The 19080-nt window shown below is 40.8% G+C and carries 14 protein-coding genes; 6 read left to right on the top strand and 8 right to left on the bottom strand.

What is annotated here, in order from left to right; translation table 11 throughout:
• The first annotated feature begins 282 nt into the window (after positions 1-282).
• The 3 genes from speA to M1F26_RS05860 all read left to right on the top strand — a co-directional run bounded on the left by speA (position 283) and on the right by M1F26_RS05860 (position 4500).
• Positions 283-2187, top strand: a complete 1905-nt coding sequence (speA, locus tag M1F26_RS05850; RefSeq protein WP_140171059.1) for a biosynthetic arginine decarboxylase — start codon at positions 283-285, stop codon at positions 2185-2187.
• Positions 2188-2463: 276 nt separating this feature from the next.
• Positions 2464-3384 carry an agmatinase gene (gene speB, locus M1F26_RS05855; RefSeq protein WP_094961355.1) on the top strand — a complete coding sequence of 307 codons (921 nt, stop codon included), beginning with the start codon at positions 2464-2466 and terminating at the stop codon, positions 3382-3384.
• 336 nt (positions 3385-3720) lie between these two features.
• Positions 3721-4500 carry an acetoin reductase gene (locus M1F26_RS05860; protein ID WP_140171057.1) on the top strand — a complete coding sequence of 260 codons (780 nt, stop codon included), beginning with the start codon at positions 3721-3723 and terminating at the stop codon, positions 4498-4500.
• A 64-nt stretch (positions 4501-4564) separates the two neighbouring features.
• Here M1F26_RS05860 and M1F26_RS05865 read toward each other — a convergent pair whose 3' ends face one another.
• On the bottom strand, positions 4565-5440 hold the full coding sequence (locus M1F26_RS05865; RefSeq protein ID WP_140171055.1) for an alpha/beta fold hydrolase: 876 nt from the start codon (positions 5438-5440) through the stop codon (positions 4565-4567).
• 163 nt (positions 5441-5603) lie between these two features.
• On the opposite strand from M1F26_RS05865, the gene M1F26_RS05870 reads away from it, so the two are divergent.
• Positions 5604-5852, top strand: a complete 249-nt coding sequence (locus M1F26_RS05870; RefSeq protein WP_140171053.1) for a helix-hairpin-helix domain-containing protein — start codon at positions 5604-5606, stop codon at positions 5850-5852.
• Here the strand turns inward: M1F26_RS05870 and M1F26_RS05875 are convergent.
• The 7 genes from M1F26_RS05875 to leuA form a co-directional block, all read right to left on the bottom strand.
• Positions 5849-6580 (bottom strand): TerC family protein, encoded by a 732-nt coding sequence (locus M1F26_RS05875; protein WP_140171052.1) that lies wholly within the window; start codon positions 6578-6580, stop codon positions 5849-5851. The genes M1F26_RS05870 and M1F26_RS05875 overlap by 4 nt on opposite strands.
• A 76-nt stretch (positions 6581-6656) precedes the next feature.
• Entirely contained in the window at positions 6657-7340 is a 684-nt protein-coding gene (gene mutH, locus M1F26_RS05880; RefSeq protein ID WP_036958529.1) for a DNA mismatch repair endonuclease MutH, read from the bottom strand.
• Between the two features lie 566 nt (positions 7341-7906).
• Entirely contained in the window at positions 7907-9583 is a 1677-nt protein-coding gene (sgrR, locus tag M1F26_RS05885) for an HTH-type transcriptional regulator SgrR (protein WP_140171050.1), read from the bottom strand.
• Positions 9584-10063: 480 nt separating this feature from the next.
• Positions 10064-10669: a 3-isopropylmalate dehydratase small subunit gene (gene leuD / locus M1F26_RS05890; RefSeq protein ID WP_094961358.1), complete on the bottom strand. Its 606-nt coding sequence runs from the start codon at positions 10667-10669 to the stop codon at positions 10064-10066.
• A 7-nt stretch (positions 10670-10676) separates the two neighbouring features.
• Positions 10677-12080, bottom strand: a complete 1404-nt coding sequence (gene leuC / locus M1F26_RS05895) for a 3-isopropylmalate dehydratase large subunit (RefSeq protein WP_140171048.1) — start codon at positions 12078-12080, stop codon at positions 10677-10679.
• Position 12081: 1 nt separating this feature from the next.
• On the bottom strand, positions 12082-13170 hold the full coding sequence (leuB, locus tag M1F26_RS05900) for a 3-isopropylmalate dehydrogenase (protein WP_140171046.1): 1089 nt from the start codon (positions 13168-13170) through the stop codon (positions 12082-12084).
• Positions 13171-13172: 2 nt separating this feature from the next.
• On the bottom strand, positions 13173-14750 hold the full coding sequence (leuA, locus tag M1F26_RS05905) for a 2-isopropylmalate synthase (RefSeq protein WP_004262054.1): 1578 nt from the start codon (positions 14748-14750) through the stop codon (positions 13173-13175).
• An 892-nt stretch (positions 14751-15642) separates the two neighbouring features.
• Here leuA and leuO point away from each other — a divergent pair.
• Both leuO and M1F26_RS05915 read left to right on the top strand, forming a co-directional pair.
• A complete protein-coding gene (gene leuO / locus M1F26_RS05910) occupies positions 15643-16611 on the top strand; it encodes a transcriptional regulator LeuO (RefSeq protein WP_140171045.1) in 969 nt (322 codons plus the stop codon).
• 373 nt (positions 16612-16984) lie between these two features.
• Positions 16985-18796, top strand: coding sequence for an AMP-dependent synthetase/ligase (locus M1F26_RS05915; protein WP_036958469.1), 1812 nt, complete (start codon positions 16985-16987; stop codon positions 18794-18796).
• The last annotated feature ends 284 nt before the right edge of the window (positions 18797-19080 follow it).

The raw sequence follows: 19080 nt of genomic DNA on the forward strand, positions 1-19080 counted from the left end.
AACCGTCATATGCGGACCGCCGCGTGACTTTGGCATTTACTTTCCTGTCATTCTTTACTTCATCACGAAGTTACCGTCACATCTTTAATACACCTTCGAGGCTGAGTCATTAATCTGTCAGCTTAAGGTCGTATATTGTCACTGTTTAGAAGTTCTAAGCACTTTTTATTAAAATCTGAGTATTGCCGTTTCCCCAACATAACTGCCTTGCAGTGTTATGTCTTCACTGACATACATCAGGAAGGAGAACGCGTCACTCACCCCTCCATACAGGAGTTTATTATGAATGATAATATCGCTCGCAAAATGCGTCAGACGTACAACATCGCGTATTGGGGTGGTGGTTACTATCAGGTGAATGAGCGCGGAAATGTCTGTGTTTGCCCGAATCCTGAGAACCCTGACACCTTTGTTGATTTAGCTGACCTTGTTAATCAAGTGAAAGAAGAGCAGGAGCATTTACGCTTACCTGCACTGTTTTGTTTCCCGCAAATCTTACAGCATCGTTTACGTTCAATAAATGCAGCATTTAGACGCGCACGTGAGTCTTATGGCTATAAAGGCGATTACTTTCTGGTTTATCCAATAAAAGTTAACCAGCAACGTCGAGTGATTGAATCGCTAGTGAATTCAGGGGAGCCGTTAGGGCTTGAAGCTGGCTCAAAAGCGGAGTTAATGGCAGTTTTAGCGAACGCAGACAAAACACAAACCGTTATTGTTTGTAATGGATATAAAGACCGTGAATATATCCGATTAGCGTTAATTGGGGAAAAGTTAGGCCACAAGGTTTACCTTGTTATCGAAAAAATGTCTGAAATTGAGATGGTGTTAAAAGAAGCGGAAAGCTTGAATGTCACACCACGCTTAGGGGTTCGCGCCCGTTTGGCTTCTCAAGGTTCAGGCAAGTGGCAAGCCAGTGGTGGTGAAAAATCTAAATTTGGTTTGGCTGCAACCCAAGTATTACAATTAGTGGAAATTTTACGCAATGCAAATCGCCTAGATAGTTTGCAGTTGCTTCATTTCCATTTAGGCTCTCAGATGGCCAATATTCGCGATATCGCCACTGGGGTTCGTGAATCAGCCCGCTTTTATGTGGAATTGCATCGCTTAGGTGTCAATATCCAGTGCTTTGATGTGGGCGGTGGCCTTGGTGTTGACTATGAAGGTACACGTTCTCAATCCGATTGCTCCGTTAACTATGGCTTAAATGAATACGCCAATAACGTCATTTGGGCGATTGGGGATGCGTGTGAGGAGTTTAATTTACCGCACCCAACGGTGATCACGGAGTCAGGCCGAGCATTGACCGCACATCATACGGTTTTAGTCTCCAATGTGATTGGGGTTGAACGCAATGAATTTACCAAAACCACACCACCTCATGAGGATGCACCGCGTTCATTAATTTCCTTATGGGAAACCTGGGAGTCAATGCAGCATCAGGGCAGTAGCCGTTCATTACGCGAATGGTTGCATGATAGCCAATTCGACTTACAAGAAGCGCATACTCAGTATGCACACGGCGTGTTAGATTTGACTCAACGTGCATGGGCAGAAGAGCTATACCTGAATATTTGCCGTCGTATCCAGCAAGATCTCGACCCAAGTAACCGTGCTCATCGTCCAATTATCGACGAACTGCAAGAGCGCATGGCTGATAAGTTTTATGTGAACTTTTCTTTATTCCAATCGCTGCCAGACTCTTGGGGAATCGACCAAGTTTTCCCAGTATTACCGATTGAAGGTTTAGATAAACCATTAGACCGTCGTGCGGTATTGTTAGATATCACCTGTGATTCTGATGGTATTATTGACCATTACGTTGATGGTGATGGTGTTGAAACTACTATGCCAATGCCTGCCTACGACCCTGAAAACCCGCCTATGATAGGTTTCTTTATGATTGGAGCGTATCAGGAAATTTTAGGTAATATGCATAATCTGTTTGGTGATACCGCAGCAATAGATGTCTGGGTTGATAGCCAAGGTAATCTGCGTTACTTGCAAAGTGAAGAGGGCGATTCTGTCGCAGATATGCTGCAATACGTCAAATTAGTCCCAGAAGTCCTATTAGAAAGCTTCACAGAGCAAGTAAAAGGGACAGGCTTGAGTGAGCAGTTACAAAAAGACTTTGTCGCTGAGTTCGAGAATGGTTTGTATGGGTATACTTATTTAGAAGACGAATAAATGCTCAATGCGCGTTATATTTCGCACCGTCGCGTTGTTGGCTGCATTTGCCAACCCTAGTCACATACTTGTGTATGCTCCTAGGGATTGGCTCATTTTGCCGCCTAGCGACAGCACGAACTATTTAGCGCATTAATATACTGAACAGATAATAACTTTGTGCAAATAACATGATTTGTTTATTATTTATACTGTGCGAAGTTGATTTAGGTAAAACGATTCGAATCGAATATTAAAAGGGCTTGCTAATGGGTAGGCCTATTTTGAGGAACAGAAATGATTAATAGTACTTTAGGCAATCAAGTTGATAACTCACTGGTTTCTAACGCATTTGGTTTCTTACGTTTCCCGCTGAATTTTCAGCCTTATAGTTCAGATGCAGAGTGGGTGATCACCGGTGTACCCTTCGATATGGCAACTTCAGGTCGCGCAGGTAGCCGTCATGGGCCAGCCGCAATTCGCCAAGTTTCTACAAATCTTGCATGGGAAAGCCACCGCTGGCCTTGGAATTTCAAGTTAACAGACCGTTTGAATGTTGTTGACTGTGGTGATGTGGTATTTGCTTTTGGTGATGCGCAAGACATGAGTGACAAGCTGCAAGCACACACTGAAAAACTACTTGAATCAGGTAAACGTTGCTTGACCTTTGGTGGTGACCATTTCGTTACACTGCCATTGCTGCGAGCTCATGCGAAACACTTTGGTAAAATGGCCTTAGTTCATTTCGATGCACACACGGACACCTATGGCAATGGTAGCAAATTTGACCACGGAACCATGTTCTATCATGCACCAAAAGAAGGTCTGATCGACCCAAATCATTCAGTACAAATTGGTATTCGTACCGAACATGACAGCGACAATGGCTTTACTGTATTGGATGCAGGTCAGGTGAATGATCGCAGTGTGGATGATATGGTTGCGCAAATCAAAGAGATTGTTGGCGATCTACCCGTTTACCTGACTTTCGATATTGACTGCCTTGATCCAGCGTTTGCGCCGGGGACAGGAACGCCTGTTATTGGTGGTTTAACGTCAGATCGTGCATTGAAATTATTGCGTGGAATACAGTCATTAAACATCGTGGGTATGGATTTAGTCGAAGTGGCTCCGGCTTATGACCAATCTGAAATCACGGCACTCGCCGCAGCGTCTATTGCATTAGAAATGCTGTATATCCAAGCTGCTAAAAAATAAGTTATTTATATTTTACTGTATCAAGAAGCCACCGATTGGTGGCTTTTTTATATCCACAATTTATCTATGTGATTATTATTTATACTGAAAATGAAGGAATCGCACTTTTTGTTTATTGAGTTGAGAATGATTTTTATTAACAATAATCTTGTAATTTACGTATATATGCTTTTTTCTACGGTAAAAAAAATATATTCACCATGTTAATAGTGTAATATTTTTTATAAATATTAAATGTTAGAGTAAAATCATTGCTTTGTAACTTATTGTTATTGTTGCTAACTTAATATTAAAGGTGAACTAGTCAATTTGGCTATTACTCAGTAGGAGATAAGTATGGCGTTAAATAATAAAGTTATTTTAGTTACTGGTGCAGCTCAAGGGATTGGCCGTGGTATCGCACTACGTTTAGCGAAAGAAGGGGCTGATATCGCACTGGTAGATTTGAAAAAAGACAAGCTTCAAGATGTTGCCAAAGAAATTGAAGCTTTAGGCCGTAAAGTAACAACATTTGCCGCAGATATCAGTCAACGTGACCAAGTTTTTGCTGCGGTGGCTCATGCAGAAGCTGAGTTAGGTGGTTTTGATGTAATGATTAATAACGCAGGGATTGCACAAGTTAAGCCAATCGCTGATGTTCGCCAAGAAGATATGGATTTAATCTTCAAAATTAACGTGGATGGCACCATGTGGGGTATTCAAGCAGCGAGCGAGAAATTCCAAGAGCGTAAACATAAAGGGAAAATCATCAATGCGTCCTCAATTGCAGGGCATGATGGTTTTGCGATGTTAGGTGTGTATTCTGCCACGAAATTTGCCGTTCGCGCGTTAACCCAAGCCGCAGCCAAAGAATACGCAAGCTCAGGGATCACCGTAAATGCGTATTGCCCTGGTATTGTTGGTACAGATATGTGGGTGGAGATTGATGAGCGCTTTGCTGAAATTACAGGTGCACCAAAAGGCGAGACTTACAAAAAATATGTTGAAGGGATCGCGCTTGGTCGTGCTCAAACCCCTGATGATGTCGCGAGTCTAGTGGCATTCTTAGCAAGCGATGATTCTGACTATATTACTGGTCAATCTATTTTGACTGACGGTGGAATTGTCTATCGTTAATTCACTTATGTGAATTTAGGGTGTAAATAAATAGCCGCGATGAATAACTCATCGCGGTTTTTGTTTATGCGGCGTGCTGCTGAATATCGGTTAAAATAGCTTCCGCTTGTGTCCACAGTAGGGAGCCTCCCTCATGACTTAACAAATGATGTCGGCAATTGGGAAAACGGCTGGCTAATATTTTGCCAAAATCAGGGGAATGAACAGTGCTCATATCGAGTTCGCCATACCATAAAGAGACAGGCACGCGGGTCGTTTCAGGGGTGAATTCCCAGTTCTGTAATGCAATCAATAAGTCTTGAACATAACCTTGGTTGCCTTGAGCGAAAGCACGTCGCATGCAATGGCTATATGCTTCAAGGAAATGTTCTTCATTGTAGAGTTGTTGGTCGATTTCTGCGCTGCAATTAAGAATAAATGCCAACAGCCACTCGCCGGTGACATTTTTTAATAGCCAATCTGACAGCGTTTCAGGGCTGTTAAGGGCTTGCTCTTGCATGTTCACGATATCAGCACTGAGTATTGCGCGAGTTGCAGGGTATTCAAATTGGTCTTGCCCTGACACGATAGACAGTGAAATAGGTTGGCAATAGTGAGCGATAGCCATGGCAAAAACAGCACCTTGAGAAAAACCGACGACAGAATATTGAGTAATAGATTGCTCATCTAACAGCGCTTGAACATCCAGAGCAAAATTTTTTAATGATTTTTCAGGGTGAAATGTTGAGTCACCAAGCCCCGCACGTTCAGGAACAATCAAACGAATGTTTAGTCGTTCGAGTAAATCCAAACCAAATCCTAATGAACCACTCATGCCCGCACCGGTACAAAAAATAACAGGGAAGCCTGTTTTAGGACCTGATTCAAACCAGCAAAATTGTCGGCTATCAGGTAATTGCATCGTGTGTTGATGTGGGTTAGTCAGTGGTGCGTTATACATGGTGAATTCCTAACACAAAGCAGGTACAGATGGGGTGATAAGATAGGTCAGTTAATAATTATTAAAACTGGCATTGTTATAATTGTAATTTTAAAGTATTAAATAGGTAAAATGCAAAATATTAGCTTAATAAATATAAATTCATTCACAAGAGAATCGTCAAATGGCATTTTCCGAATCAGAAAAAGAGATTTTATTGGCCGTCAAGGGTGTCGGGCCCACGGTAATTAGCCGCTTGGAACAAATGGGTTTTAGCTCACTCGCACAATTGAGTGAAGCCTCCTATGATGAAATTTTGAGCTCTGGTGCCGCATTAACAGGCTCAAGTTGCTGGAAAAATAGCCCACAAGCAAAAAAAGCGGTAGAGGGGGCTATTTTAGCAGCTAAACAAGCGGTTAGATTGCCATCTTAATCGGTTTGGTTTCTGGTTTTCCATTTTTTGCTGCGCAAGATATTGAGAACTTGCACTGCCATAGAAAAAAACATAGCAAAATAAATGTAGCCTTTAGAAACATGGACTTGAACACTTTCAAGCAGCAATGTGAAGCCAACTAAAATCAAAAATGATAAGGCCAAGATTTTGACGGAAGGGTAGCGCTCAACAAAGTCGCCAATGGGTTTGGCCGCAAGCATCATAATGAGTACAGCGATGACTACCGCTGCCATCATGATAAATAAGTGGTCTGATAGCCCCACTGCGGTGATCACGGAATCTAAACTGAAGATAATGTCTAATAAAGCAATTTGCACGATAGCGCCCCAAAATGAGCTCACTTTTTTATTTGCTAGATTATTTTCACTTTCCCCTTCAATCGTATCAAAAATTTCTTGGCTTGCTTTCCAAATAAGGAAGATCCCACCTGCGCATAATATGAGATCGCGAGCGGATACAACATGGTCTGCGACAGTGAAAAGCGGCGTGGTAAGGCGTGATAACCAAGCAATCGAAGCCAATAACGCAAGGCGCATCACCATTGCCGCAATAAGGCCTGTCCGTCTGGCACTATTTTGCTGGTGGCTTGGAAGCTTGCTCACCACAATACTGAGGAAAATAATATTATCGATGCCTAGGACAATTTCTAATATGGTTAGTGTGGCGAGTGCCATCCAAGCATTGGGGTCCAGTATCCATTCAAACATCTTAGTACCTTCTAATTAACAAATTAAACAGTGATAATAATTTATCGTCTGCTTTGGTACAGGCGATGGTTAGCGACTAACTTAGATTAAAATGCCGCGCTAACAGGGGCGCGGTAAAATCTTTTTTGAGATAAAAACCACGAGGTAGCGTCATAATCGGTTGACCGAACTCACCAATCGCTTCAGTTAGTGCCTTATTGTTTGCGGCCTTAGGGCGGATCTGTAATACCTGCCCATGGCGTGCAGTGATACTTTCCACTTTGCCTAATACAATGAGGTCCATTAGCTCTTCCCAATCTTGTCTTAGTAACTGTTCTTCAAAGGGAGATGGGCTCCAGATTAACGGGTTTGCGACTCTGCGTTGTGAGAGTGGAATTTGCCTTTCCCCTTCGATAGGAAACCATAAAATGCGGGATAGTTTGCGGCGAACATGGCTATTTTCCCATGTTAAGCCACTATTCCCCGTTAATGGCGCTACAGAAACAAAGGTCGTTTCGAGTGGAGCACCATAACGGTCAATAGGAATGGTTTTTAATTCAATCCCAATATGAGCGAAATCTTGCTCTGCCTTGCTTCCCGCACTCGCACCTAAATAATATTCCAATAGCATACCAACCCAGCCTTTATCTCGTTTGAGGTCAGGAGGGATAGGGATAGCAGCATGTTGGGCGAGCTCACCAAGCGTATAGCCAGCAAGGGCTTGCGCTCGACCCATTAAGGTTGCTTCGTTATCAGGTGGCGGTGGCGCAATAAATGGCATCATGGTTTGAATATTAATGTATAAAAAGTAGTCAGTGAAAATACATAGAACTGAAGAAGTATAACACTTTTTCTTTGATGTTTTTAACTATTTGATATATAGGGATATAATGTTATTTATTCATCCAGGTCATAAATTATAACAGAGGTTATTCAAGTTCATCCCAAGATAATCACAGGATCATGCACTAGGTTATCCACAGGATTTCTGGATAACTGTGAAAAATAGAGATTACTGTGTGTATTTACAGCCTTGACTAAACGGTTTTTATGACGAATATCACAAAATATGAGTAAGTTGAGCACATATCTTGTGGATAAATACAACGTTGTTTGATCTTTGCTCAGTTAAAGTCTTAAGTATTTTAGCTAGAAAAATAGCCAGTGGATAAAACGCTTTTTTGTTATTTACTTCTTTGATTTATCAATGATTATTTGACTATTCTTTTTTTTGATAAAAAAGTGGCTTGGGGATATACCCTGATTACCATGAGGTTGTTCACATGGATATCCACAGAAAAAGTGAATAACATCCTTATTATTCATTTTATCTGTTTATAACTATCATTATTTTGCTAGGTTATCCTCAGAGGGTTTAAACCATGCAGATTTAAAATCAAACCAGCCAAAGGTATTCATCCGTACGCCGCGCATGGTTTTTTGGCCTTGTAGTTCAAGCCAATGATGAAAAATAGGGTGGAAAATTTGCGAGTCAATTAAGCTTTCACACCAGGCTTCTACATCTAATTGGTTATTACGCCATAGATTAAGTTCATCGCGGAGAGTGTTATTAAGGCATTCGCGCAGTAATGGCATTTCGTACAAGGTAGCAAAGATAGAAAATTCAAGAGGTTTAAAAAAGTTAGCTGTTGCTAACCAAATATCACTTTGCCCATTGCCATTAAACCAATCATCATAATCAATGATATTAATCTTGAGCTCCACGCCTTGTGTCTGTAACACGCGTTTCATAATTTGGCTAATCGCATAGAACTCATGGTGGTTGCGATAAAAAGTAACAGTCAGCTCAGTCAAATCTTCAGGCTTAGGGAACAAGGTTAGCATTTTACTATGATGCCAATGGAGTAATAAGCCATAAGCTGGCGCCCAATGGCGCTGATAAAACGGTTCACAATGGGCAAGTAGGTTGACAGGTGTTAAAAAGCTACATAACCATTTACGGACATCTTCACGCTGAGCAACCGGTGAGCGCTGATCCATTAAGAGGAAATAGCAGCCTTCTTCCATGCGGCTTTCAAGTGAATCATTATGGTGCTTGTCACCATCCATTTTTAATGTCGTACAAACCATTTGTTCTGAAAGTTCAGGAACCACCCAAATGGTCACTTCATCTAGCAGTGCACGATAGCCAAAATAGCGGTCGAAAGCCGTGATAGTCAGCTTTTGTGGCAAGTTTTTTTCTACTTGATAGGGACCAGTGCCGATAGGGCAACGGCTAAAGTTTTCGAGGCTCTCCCACTCTTTCGGTAAAATAGCCGCATGATGACTGCCTAATAACCAAGGTAGCTGTTTATCAGGCTCACTTAACGTGATATCAATCACATAAGGTTGCGGTGAGCTGACGGATTGTATATGTGAAAATAGCGGCCAACAGGTTTTTAAGCGTAAAAGGGAATAGATAATATCGTCGGCAACCATTTCTCTCCCATGGTGGAAATAAATAGCAGGGCGTAAATAGAAACGCCATTGGGTATCACTTATGGGTTGCCAATGGTGGGCAAGGCCACCTTCCACTTCCCCTTTTTCCTCATTTATATGGGTAAGACCATTAAAAATTTGGCTCATCAAGTGAATTTCTGAGCGGCGCATGGGGGCGCCAGGAAGAAGAGTCGGGAAATCTCGATAATAAATAATCCGTAATAAATTCTTACCTTGTCGATAGCTGCGTTCCAGTTCAGACAATACCATTTGGCGAATGGTTTCCTTATCACCCACTAGGGCGACAAGTTTTTCAATACTTTCTTCTTTGAGTAGTTGTTCAGCCTGTGCCTGTTGTAGCTCTAAGCCATTAACATGAAAAATAAGGGCCGAGCGTTTTCCTCGACCAGACTCAGCCTGCCAACTGAGCCAACCTTGTGACTGCATATTATTAAGTAGCGTCCGAACATGACGGCGAGAGCAAAACAGCGTATCAGCGATATCTTGCAGAGTTGTTTCACTGTCTTGGCCCTGAAAGTGTTGCCAGAGACGAATGAACTGGGTTTGTAATCGCGAATTAGACATAAAAGAGGAACTCCGGCAAAAAATACATCAATTTTAATTTCCTAAAATCTCACGATAATAGAAGGCAGTAAGTAGCTCGTTTGGTTTGCATGTTGCAGGCCGACTCCCCCATTTAGAGTAATGGTGTTTATCACCGAGCCGGTTTTTACCGGCTTTTTTTTATTTTTTCGTCATATTTCGCACTGTCGCGTTGTTGGTTTCGTTCAGCTACTTGGGTCACATACTTATGTATGCTCCCCAAGATATCTTCTCTCACCGCCTAGCTACAGTGCGAACTATTTAGAAAAAATCGTTCAGTTAAAGGCAAAAATCTTATTTTGTTATTAATTATACAGGAAGATATTAACGGGGAAGTGATTTTGGATTGTAAATTTTTAATGATGGATGAATTCCGCATTTTTGGTGCGAAGTAGGCGGTTTAGTTGGATAATTAGAGCTAAAAGAGGAACTACGCCCACCAAAGTAGGCGTAGAAAAGGATTTACTGCATAAAGGATGGAATCTTGCTTTCAAAATCGGTGATCTGGTCGACATGCTGCAACGTCAAACCAATACTATCCAAGCCATTCATCATGCAGTGGCGGCGGAAGCTATCAATTTCAAAATGATAGGTTTTATCACCAGCAGTCACGGTTTGAGCTTCTAAGTCTACCGTAAACTGGCAACCTTCATGGCTATTAACATAGTTAAACAGCTCATCCACTTCAGTTTCACTTAATTTGATTGGTAATAATTGGTTGTTGAACGAGTTACCATAAAAAATATCAGCAAAGCTTGGGGCGATAACCACTTGAATACCAAAGTCAGTTAATGCCCAAGGTGCGTGCTCACGGGATGAACCGCAACCAAAGTTTTCGCGAGCTAATAAAATACTGGCCCCTTTAAAAACTGGCTTATTTAAGACGAAATCAGGGTTAGGTTGTTGCCCGTTCTCATCTAAAAAGCGCCAGTCATTAAACAAGTGTTGCCCAAAACCTGTGCGAGTCACTTTTTGCAAAAACTGTTTAGGGATAATGGCATCAGTATCCACATTAGCTGCATCTAAAGGAGCGACAATCCCGACGTGTGTAATAAACTTTTCCATCATTTTCTCCTTAGATTTGAATATCACGTACATCAGCAAAATGGCCATTAATCGCTGCGGCCGCTGCCATTGCTGGGCTAACCAAGTGAGTACGACCTGCGCGACCTTGGCGGCCTTCAAAGTTACGGTTACTGGTTGATGCACAGCGTTCGCCAGGGTTTAAGCGGTCATTATTCATCGCTAAACACATAGAGCAACCCGGTAAACGCCATTCAAAACCCGCTTCAATGAAAATTTTATCTAAACCTTCTTGCTCAGCTTGGGCCTTAACAGGGCCAGATCCCGGAACAACAATAGCTTGTACGCCATTAGCCACTTTTTTACCTTTTGCAATTGCAGCAGCGGCACGTAAATCTTCAATACGTGAATTCGTACATGAACCAATAAATACTTTGTCAATTTTGACATCAGATAATTTAATGCCAGACTCTAACCCCATGTAAGCTAATGCTTTTTCAGCGGAAGCTCGTTCAACAGGGTCTGTAAATGACTCAGGAGCAGGGATCGGCTGGTTGATGGCAATCACCTGCCCAGGGTTGGTTCCCCAAGTGACTTGTGGCGCGATACTACTTGCTTGAATAGTGATGACTTTATCAAATTGTGCATCATCATCCGTTTTTAATGTTTTCCAATAAGCAACCGCATCGTCCCATTGTTGGCCTTTAGGTGCAAATTGGCGACCTTTCATATAGGCAAAAGTGGTTTCATCCGGTGCGATAATTCCCGCTTTCGCGCCTAATTCAATTGCCATGTTGCATACCGTCATGCGGCCTTCCATGCTTAAGTTTTCGATAGCTTCACCACAAAACTCAACAATATAGCCAGTACCGCCTGCGCTGCCCGTTGTACCGATAATCGCTAAAACGATATCTTTTGCGGTAATACCTGCTGGAGCTTTGCCTACGACTTCAATTTTCATTGTTTTAGCGCGTGCTTGTTTCAGCGTTTGAGTCGCCATCACGTGCTCAACCTCAGATGTTCCGATACCAAAGGCTAATGAGCCAAATGCACCGTGTGTTGCGGTGTGGGAGTCTCCACATACAATGGTCATACCGGGTAAAGTGATACCTTGCTCAGGCCCCATCACATGGACAATACCTTGGTATGGGTGATTCAAATCATATAAAGTTACGCCAAACTCTTTACAGTTTTTCATTAACTCTTGCATTTGAATACGAGCCATATCGCCACAAGCATTAATATCTTTGGTTTGCGTTGATACGTTGTGATCCATTGTGGCAAAAGTTTTACTTGGTTGATGTAAAGGACGTTTCTTAGTTCTCAAACCATCAAACGCTTGAGGTGATGTCACTTCATGTACCAAATGGCGATCGATATAAATCAAAGGGATTTCATTTTCGACCTCACGGACAACGTGGGCATCATATAATTTTTGATATAAAGTCTTGGCCATGTTAAACCCCTTCTGCAATATAACGAGCAATAATATCGCCCATTTCACTGGTACTTATTGACTGACCTGCACCTGCTAAGTCGGATGTTCTATAACCTTCTTCTAAGGCCTTATTGACCGCACGCTCGATTGCATCTGCTGCATCGGCTTGGTCTAAGCTAAATCTTAGCAACATGGAAGCAGATAAAATTTGTGCAATTGGGTTGGCAATATTTTTTCCAGCAATATCTGGAGCAGAGCCTCCCGCAGGTTCATACAAACCAAATCCAACTTCATTTAAGCTCGCAGAAGGTAACATGCCCATGGAACCGGTGATCATCGCACATTCATCAGAAATGATATCGCCGAACAAGTTAGAACATAACACCACATCAAACTGAGATGGGGCTTTGATCATTTGCATGGCTGCGTTATCGATATACATATGGCTGACTTCAACATCTGGATATTCTTTTGCGATTTGATTAACCACTTCACGCCATAAGACCGAGCTTTGTAACACGTTTGCTTTGTCGATTGATGTGACTTTGTTATTACGTTTGCGGGCTGATTCAAAAGCAATACGTGCGATACGCTCGATTTCATAGCGGTGATAAACTTCAGTATCAAATGCATATTCTTCTTGGTCTTCACCTTTGCGGCCTTTTGGTTGACCGAAGTAAATCCCACCTGTTAATTCACGCACACAAAGAATATCAAAGCCTTGAGCTGCGATGTCTGCACGTAATGGGCAGAATGCTTCTAATGCTTGATATAAGCGAGCAGGGCGTAAATTACTGAATAATTTAAAATGCTTACGTAAAGGCAATAATGCACCGCGTTCAGGCTGGCTATCGGGTGGCAAGTGTTCCCATTTCGGCCCACCGACAGAACCAAATAAGACAGCGTCAGCTTCCTCACAACCTTTTACTGTGGCCTGTGGTAATGGCTCACCGTGCTTGTCGATTGCCGCACCGCCAACATCATATTCAGTGGTGTTGATTGTTATTGCAAAACGTTTGCTGATAGCAGCTAAAACCTTGTGAGCTTGCGCCATCACTTCTGGACCGATGCCATCTCCCGGTAATACGGCAATTTTATAACTAGACATTGTTAAACAGCTTCCTTTGTGTTTGATTGTGATTCTTGATTTATTTTTTGTTTTTCTTTTTCAACTTGCTCTGAGCGCCAAATGCTATTCAAGACATGCACCATGGCTTTCGCTGAAGATTCAACGATATCTGTCGCTAACCCCATCCCGTGGAACTTACGGTTATGGCATTCAACCACGATATCCACTTGGCCTAATGCATTTTCACCGTGGCCTTTAGCTGACAACTGATAAGAGACTAACTTCATAGGGAATTGTGTAATGTTGCTGATAGCTTGGTAAATCGCATCAACGGGGCCATTACCGGTTGCAGCTTCAGATTTCACTTCATCACCACACTGCATTTTGACTGTTGCTGTCGCAACAATACTAGAGCCTGATTGCGTACTGAAATAGTCCATTACGAAGTGGTCAGTTTCATCTTGTTGTTTAGTAAAGAAAGCCAAGGCTTCTAAGTCATAGTCAAACACTTGACCTTTTTTATCGGCTAAATTCAAAAATGCAGTATATAATTCATCCAATTTGAAGTCTTTACCTTCGTGATACCCCATTTCCTCCATACGGTGCTTAACAGCGGCGCGGCCTGAGCGTGAGGTTAAATTCAGTTGTTGTTCTTTTAAGCCAATGGACTCAGGCGTCATGATTTCATAGGTTTCGCGGTTTTTCAGTACGCCATCTTGGTGAATTCCTGATGAGTGAGCAAATGCATTGCTGCCGACAACCGCTTTATTCGCTGGAATTGGTGTATTACATAATTGGCTAACTAATTGGCTGGTCCGGTAAATTTCTTTGTGATTAATATTGGTATGCACATTTAACATTTGCTCGCGCAATTTAATTGCCATAATCACTTCTTCTAATGCCGTGTTGCCAGCGCGTTCACCTAAGCCATTAATTGTCCCTTCTACTTGGCGGGCACCGGCTTGCACGGCACTGATTGAGTTAGCAACCGACATCCCTAAATCATCATGGCAATGAACAGAAATAACGGCTTTATCGATATTTGGCACACGGTTATACAAATCAGTGATAATTCCACCAAATTGGTAAGGCGTTGTATAACCTACAGTATCTGGGATATTAATGGTGGTGGCACCCGCATTTATAGCTGTTTCAACAATGCGGCACAAATTGTCAGGGTCAGTACGGCCGGCGTCTTCACAGGAGAATTCAACGTCGTCGGTATAGCGTCTAGCTCGCTTGATGGAATTGATTGCCATATCCATTACGCCATCAAAGGATTTATTTAATTTTTTCTCCATATGCAAGTTGGAGGTGGCTAAGAAAATATGAATACGAAAGGCTTCAGCGACCTTTAATGACTCGGCTGCAACATCAATATCATTTTCAATACAACGTGCTAATGCACAAATTCGGCTATTTTTGATTTCTCTGGCAATGGTTTGAACGGACTCGAAGTCACCTGGTGAAGAGACTGGGAAACCGGCTTCAATGATATCAACGCCTAAACGTTCTAACGCAAAGGCGATTTGTAATTTTTCTTTGACTGATAAACTAGCCTGTAATGCCTGCTCACCGTCGCGTAAGGTGGTATCAAAGATAATGACTTGGTTGCTCATATTGTGTTCCTCATATCGAATTTTGTTTTTACTGAGTGTTATGTTCTTCCAAAGCCGCAGGCATAAAAAAACCCGCGGTTGCGCGGGTTCTTAATGTTTGTGGACAGTTTGTTTCTATTTTTCGTCCATAAGCATACCGCGCAAATTTAATGCGAGTAGTAGTAGGCTTAGTAGGCGAATAGAAAATGTCATTGCAACCGTCTCTCTTGAGTATCTTAATTAAACTGTATTTATTGATACGTTATCTTAAAGTTAATGTCAATCATAGATTTTTAGCATATTTTTACCAATCATGAATTATGGCTTTTAGTTGGTGGTTGTTGCTATTTTTTTGGTGTAACTCTTCTGTTTTGTCTGGATTTTTATGTAATTATAAGGGTAAAATTCTTCAATCAGGCATTGTCTAAGTATTGATTGGGTTTAATGTGTTGAATTTTATGGTGTTTTTCTATTTTTCTATGAGTTGAAGTTCAACGCAAGGAATGAATCACCTACACCAATGCTTTTTAATTAAGTTAATTATCTAATAAATGAGTATTTAAAAAATAATCTGATAATGAGGATATTTATTGATTCTAAATACGATTTATTATGATTTCTTGCAAAAATTGCTTTATTATTTTTACGGTGAGTGATTGCAAGTCTAATTAGTAGTTATTACTCATTGTTTTGATGAATATTTACGCTTTATGATGATATTTATACTGCAAGTTTAATTAATAGGTTAAGTAATATAAACGTCGTTTTAATAAATGCAGGGAAAGCGAAATAGCTTATTATCTATAAGTTGTTTTAAGAATAATATTTAATGAATTTATATATTCGTCGGTTTCTTTAGATGAATGACTCTTTTCGTTAATGAAAAATGATAAATATATTAGTGGAGTAAAAAATGACTGATTTTGATACAATTTCAACAGCTAAAAAAGATAGTAGCGATATTCATTTACGTAATGTTGATCTTAACCTATTAACGGTTTTTGACGTGGTTATGCAGATGCAAAATGTGACAAAAGCTGCGCAAGTTCTAGGGATGTCTCAGCCTGCAGTAAGTAATGCAGTTTCACGTTTAAAATCAATGTTTAATGACGAGTTATTTGTGCGATATGGGCGTGGTATTCAGCCGACATCGCGTGCTAAACAATTATTTGGGCCTATTAGGCAAGCATTACAATTAGTTCATAATGAATTACCTAGCGCAGGTTTTAACCCACAAAACAGTGATCGGGTATTTAATTTATCTATCTGTTCACCGTTAGATATTCGCCTAGCTGCTATTATTGTCGAAAAATTTAAGGTAGTTTCGCCTAATATTAATATAATCATTCATTCTTTTATGGGTGATAAAATTGCTCATCAATTAAAATACCAAGAAATGGATTTCTTCCTTGGCTATAATCAATTAGAAAAGACGGAATTTCAACATCAGGTTTTATTTGATGACGAATTGGTATTAGTGGTGGCAAATCATCATCCACGTATTGGTAATTCAATTTCTGAAACTGAACTAAATAATGAACGCCACGCTATTATGTCAATGGATAACATGGGGTCATTTAGTAAACCTTATTATAATAATACTGAGTTATCGCATACGGTTAGTTATCAAGGGACTGACTTAAATAGTGTATTGAGTATTGTTGCTCAAACTGATCTCGTGGCTATTGTGCCAAAATGGTTAGTTAATCATCACTTTGGGCAACTTAAATTACGTACGTTAACGTTACCTTGGCTTAAGGATACACTGCCTTGTTACTTAACTTGGCATGAATCAACGGTTAGGGATAAAGGCCATCAATGGATGAAGTCTCAATTCAATCAATTGATTGAGGAACTCTCTGAACAGCCTGTTGCGGCATAACACGCCTATTTAAAATATTAGAGGTTGTAGGCTATCTCGAACTGATGAGAAAGAAATAGCTCATTTTGTTAAGGGAAAATAACAAATGAAATTGTCCCTTAAGGCCAACAACCTCTATATTTCTGCAAACGTGCTTATAACAAAATATACATGCCAACAAGCTGATTAACTCATTATCGTAGGTGCTATGGTGAGTTTTGTAGCAGACATAACATTTGCAAAAAATTTACATATAAATGCTTTTCACGCATCTCTTTAGTCGATACACTGCGAATATTCAGCTAACACTTGTAAGCTGAAATAATAAGAATGGTTAAGTGCTTGTGAATGTGCCGAGTAGCTTATATCGATAATGACTTATAGGGAATAAACTTTGATTACTGAAAATCTATATCCATACCACTTGGTTAATCGCTTACGTAGCAGGGTTACTGCACAAGAATCAGCGAACCGGATAGCTTTCAGTCAATGGGATAACGGGCAACGTAGCTCATTAACGTGGGGGGAGGTTGGCGATCGCACTTCAGCAATTTCTCGACACCTCTTAGCATTAAACGTTATCGCACAAGAAAATATTGGGTTATTTGCCCACAACAGTATGAATTGGTCATTAGTGGATTTTGCCGCGTTACAAATTAGGGCGGTCACGGTGCCACTTTATGCGACTAGCAGTGTCGAGCAAGCTGCGTATATTATTAACGACGCAAATATTAAAGTGCTATTTGTTGGGGAAGAGGCGCAATATCAAGTTGCATGCCAGTTACCCGCTCTTTGCCCTCAATTAACCACGATTGTTGTGATGAATGACAATGTTAAGTTGGCTGATATTTCAATCAATACCATGCATTTATCCACGTTTATGGCGCAATCACAAACTGCATACCAAGCAGAACTGGATGAACGCATCGCTGCGCATAATCTCAGTGATTTATTTACCATCATCTATACATCAGGTACTACCGGAGAACCCAAAGGCGTTATGTTGGATTACTACAACATGGCTGCGCAGCTGTATCTCCATGACGAACGATTACAACTCACCGCTGATGATGTTTCTTTAAGTTTTTTACCACTTTCACATGTTTTTGAACGTGCGTGGAGCTTTTACGTTATGCACGTTGGAGCACTAAACGTTTATTTAACGGACACCAATCAGGTTCGTGAAGCATTAGCTGAGGTAAAACCGACAGTAATGTGTGCGGTTCCGCGTTTTTATGAAAAAGTTTATTCAGCAATACACAGTAAAGTGGCAAAAGCACCTTTAGTTCGTAGGGCACTATTTCGCTGTGCATTATCCCTTGGCAGAAGCCGAGTGAAAGCCTTAGCAAAAGGTCGCAAACCCTCTTTTATTAACCGCGCTATTTTCCCTATGGTCGACAAACTGGTCCTCAATAAAATTCGTGAAGGGTTAGGGGGGCGAATTCGGTTCATGCCAGCTGCAGGTGCCCGTCTTGATGACGATGTGATTGCATTTTTCCTTTCTGCAGGGGTAAACATTAAATACGGCTATGGTATGTCAGAAACCTGTGCCACGGTATCTTGCTGGGAAGAAGGGAAATACCCATTAGGCTCGATTGGTACACCACTATCTTCTGTTTCAGTGCGTATTGGTAAAGACGATGAAATACAAGTAAAAGGGCCGGTGGTTATGAAAGGCTATTACAACCGCCCGATTGAAACCTTAGATACATTTACAGCGGATGGCTGGTTAAAAACAGGTGATGCAGGGAAAATTGACGAACAAGGTAATTTATATATTACAGATAGACTAAAAGATTTAATGAAAACGTCTAATGGAAAATATATTGCACCGCAGATGATTGAAGGCGTATTAGGGCAAGACAAGTTTATTGAACACATCGCAGTCATTGCTGATGCTCGTAAGTTTGTTTCAGCGCTTATTGTGCCTTGCTATGACAGCTTAGAAGAATATGCCCATTCAATAAACCTGAAATATCGAGATCGTTTAGAACTCTTAAAAGACTCGAATATTGTGGCATTATTCGAAAGTCGCTTAAAAGATTTACAAAAGAATATCGAAAATTTCCATCAAGTTAAGCGTTTTACATTGCTACCAACCACATTTTCAATGGAAAAAGGTGAATTAACGCCGACTTTAAAGCTACGTCGTAAAATCATTTCTGAGCGCTATCAATTAGAAATTGAATCGATGTACAAAGAATAATTTACCATTTAATTATCTGGCTTACCTGTATTATGGGTAAGTCAGGTCTTGTTTTTGTTCTGTTTTTATTTATTCATTCAAATAATAGCTCAATATTAAAAATTGTAACGGTTCCAACTAATTAAAGTTGCACTGTTTTTTCATTCATGCCAGTCATTTTTCCTTCTATTATTTTCATACGCAGTCAATTTATCTATCAAATTCCCATGTTCAAGATGATGTGAAAGTTTCGTGATCCTTGCACTGAAATGGTGTTTGCTTCGTTTCAGCCGGAGAGATATGTT

Origin of the sequence: Providencia sp. PROV048 (assembly GCF_033688165.1) — a bacterium.
Taxonomy (GTDB): domain Bacteria; phylum Pseudomonadota; class Gammaproteobacteria; order Enterobacterales; family Enterobacteriaceae; genus Providencia; species Providencia hangzhouensis.

Bases quoted from the DNA above. Each gene is read 5' to 3' on its own strand.
- speA (WP_140171059.1), top strand. From the start codon at position 283: ATGAATGATAATATCGCTCGCAAAATGCGTCAGACGTACAACATCGCG.
- speB (WP_094961355.1), top strand. From the start codon at position 2,464: ATGATTAATAGTACTTTAGGCAATCAAGTTGATAACTCACTGGTTTCT.
- M1F26_RS05860 (WP_140171057.1), top strand. From the start codon at position 3,721: ATGGCGTTAAATAATAAAGTTATTTTAGTTACTGGTGCAGCTCAAGGG.
- M1F26_RS05865 (WP_140171055.1), bottom strand. From the start codon at position 5,440: ATGTATAACGCACCACTGACTAACCCACATCAACACACGATGCAATTA.
- M1F26_RS05870 (WP_140171053.1), top strand. From the start codon at position 5,604: ATGGCATTTTCCGAATCAGAAAAAGAGATTTTATTGGCCGTCAAGGGT.
- M1F26_RS05875 (WP_140171052.1), bottom strand. From the start codon at position 6,580: ATGTTTGAATGGATACTGGACCCCAATGCTTGGATGGCACTCGCCACA.
- mutH (WP_036958529.1), bottom strand. From the start codon at position 7,340: ATGCCATTTATTGCGCCACCGCCACCTGATAACGAAGCAACCTTAATG.
- sgrR (WP_140171050.1), bottom strand. From the start codon at position 9,583: ATGTCTAATTCGCGATTACAAACCCAGTTCATTCGTCTCTGGCAACAC.
- leuD (WP_094961358.1), bottom strand. From the start codon at position 10,669: ATGATGGAAAAGTTTATTACACACGTCGGGATTGTCGCTCCTTTAGAT.
- leuC (WP_140171048.1), bottom strand. From the start codon at position 12,080: ATGGCCAAGACTTTATATCAAAAATTATATGATGCCCACGTTGTCCGT.
- leuB (WP_140171046.1), bottom strand. From the start codon at position 13,170: ATGTCTAGTTATAAAATTGCCGTATTACCGGGAGATGGCATCGGTCCA.
- leuA (WP_004262054.1), bottom strand. From the start codon at position 14,750: ATGAGCAACCAAGTCATTATCTTTGATACCACCTTACGCGACGGTGAG.
- leuO (WP_140171045.1), top strand. From the start codon at position 15,643: ATGACTGATTTTGATACAATTTCAACAGCTAAAAAAGATAGTAGCGAT.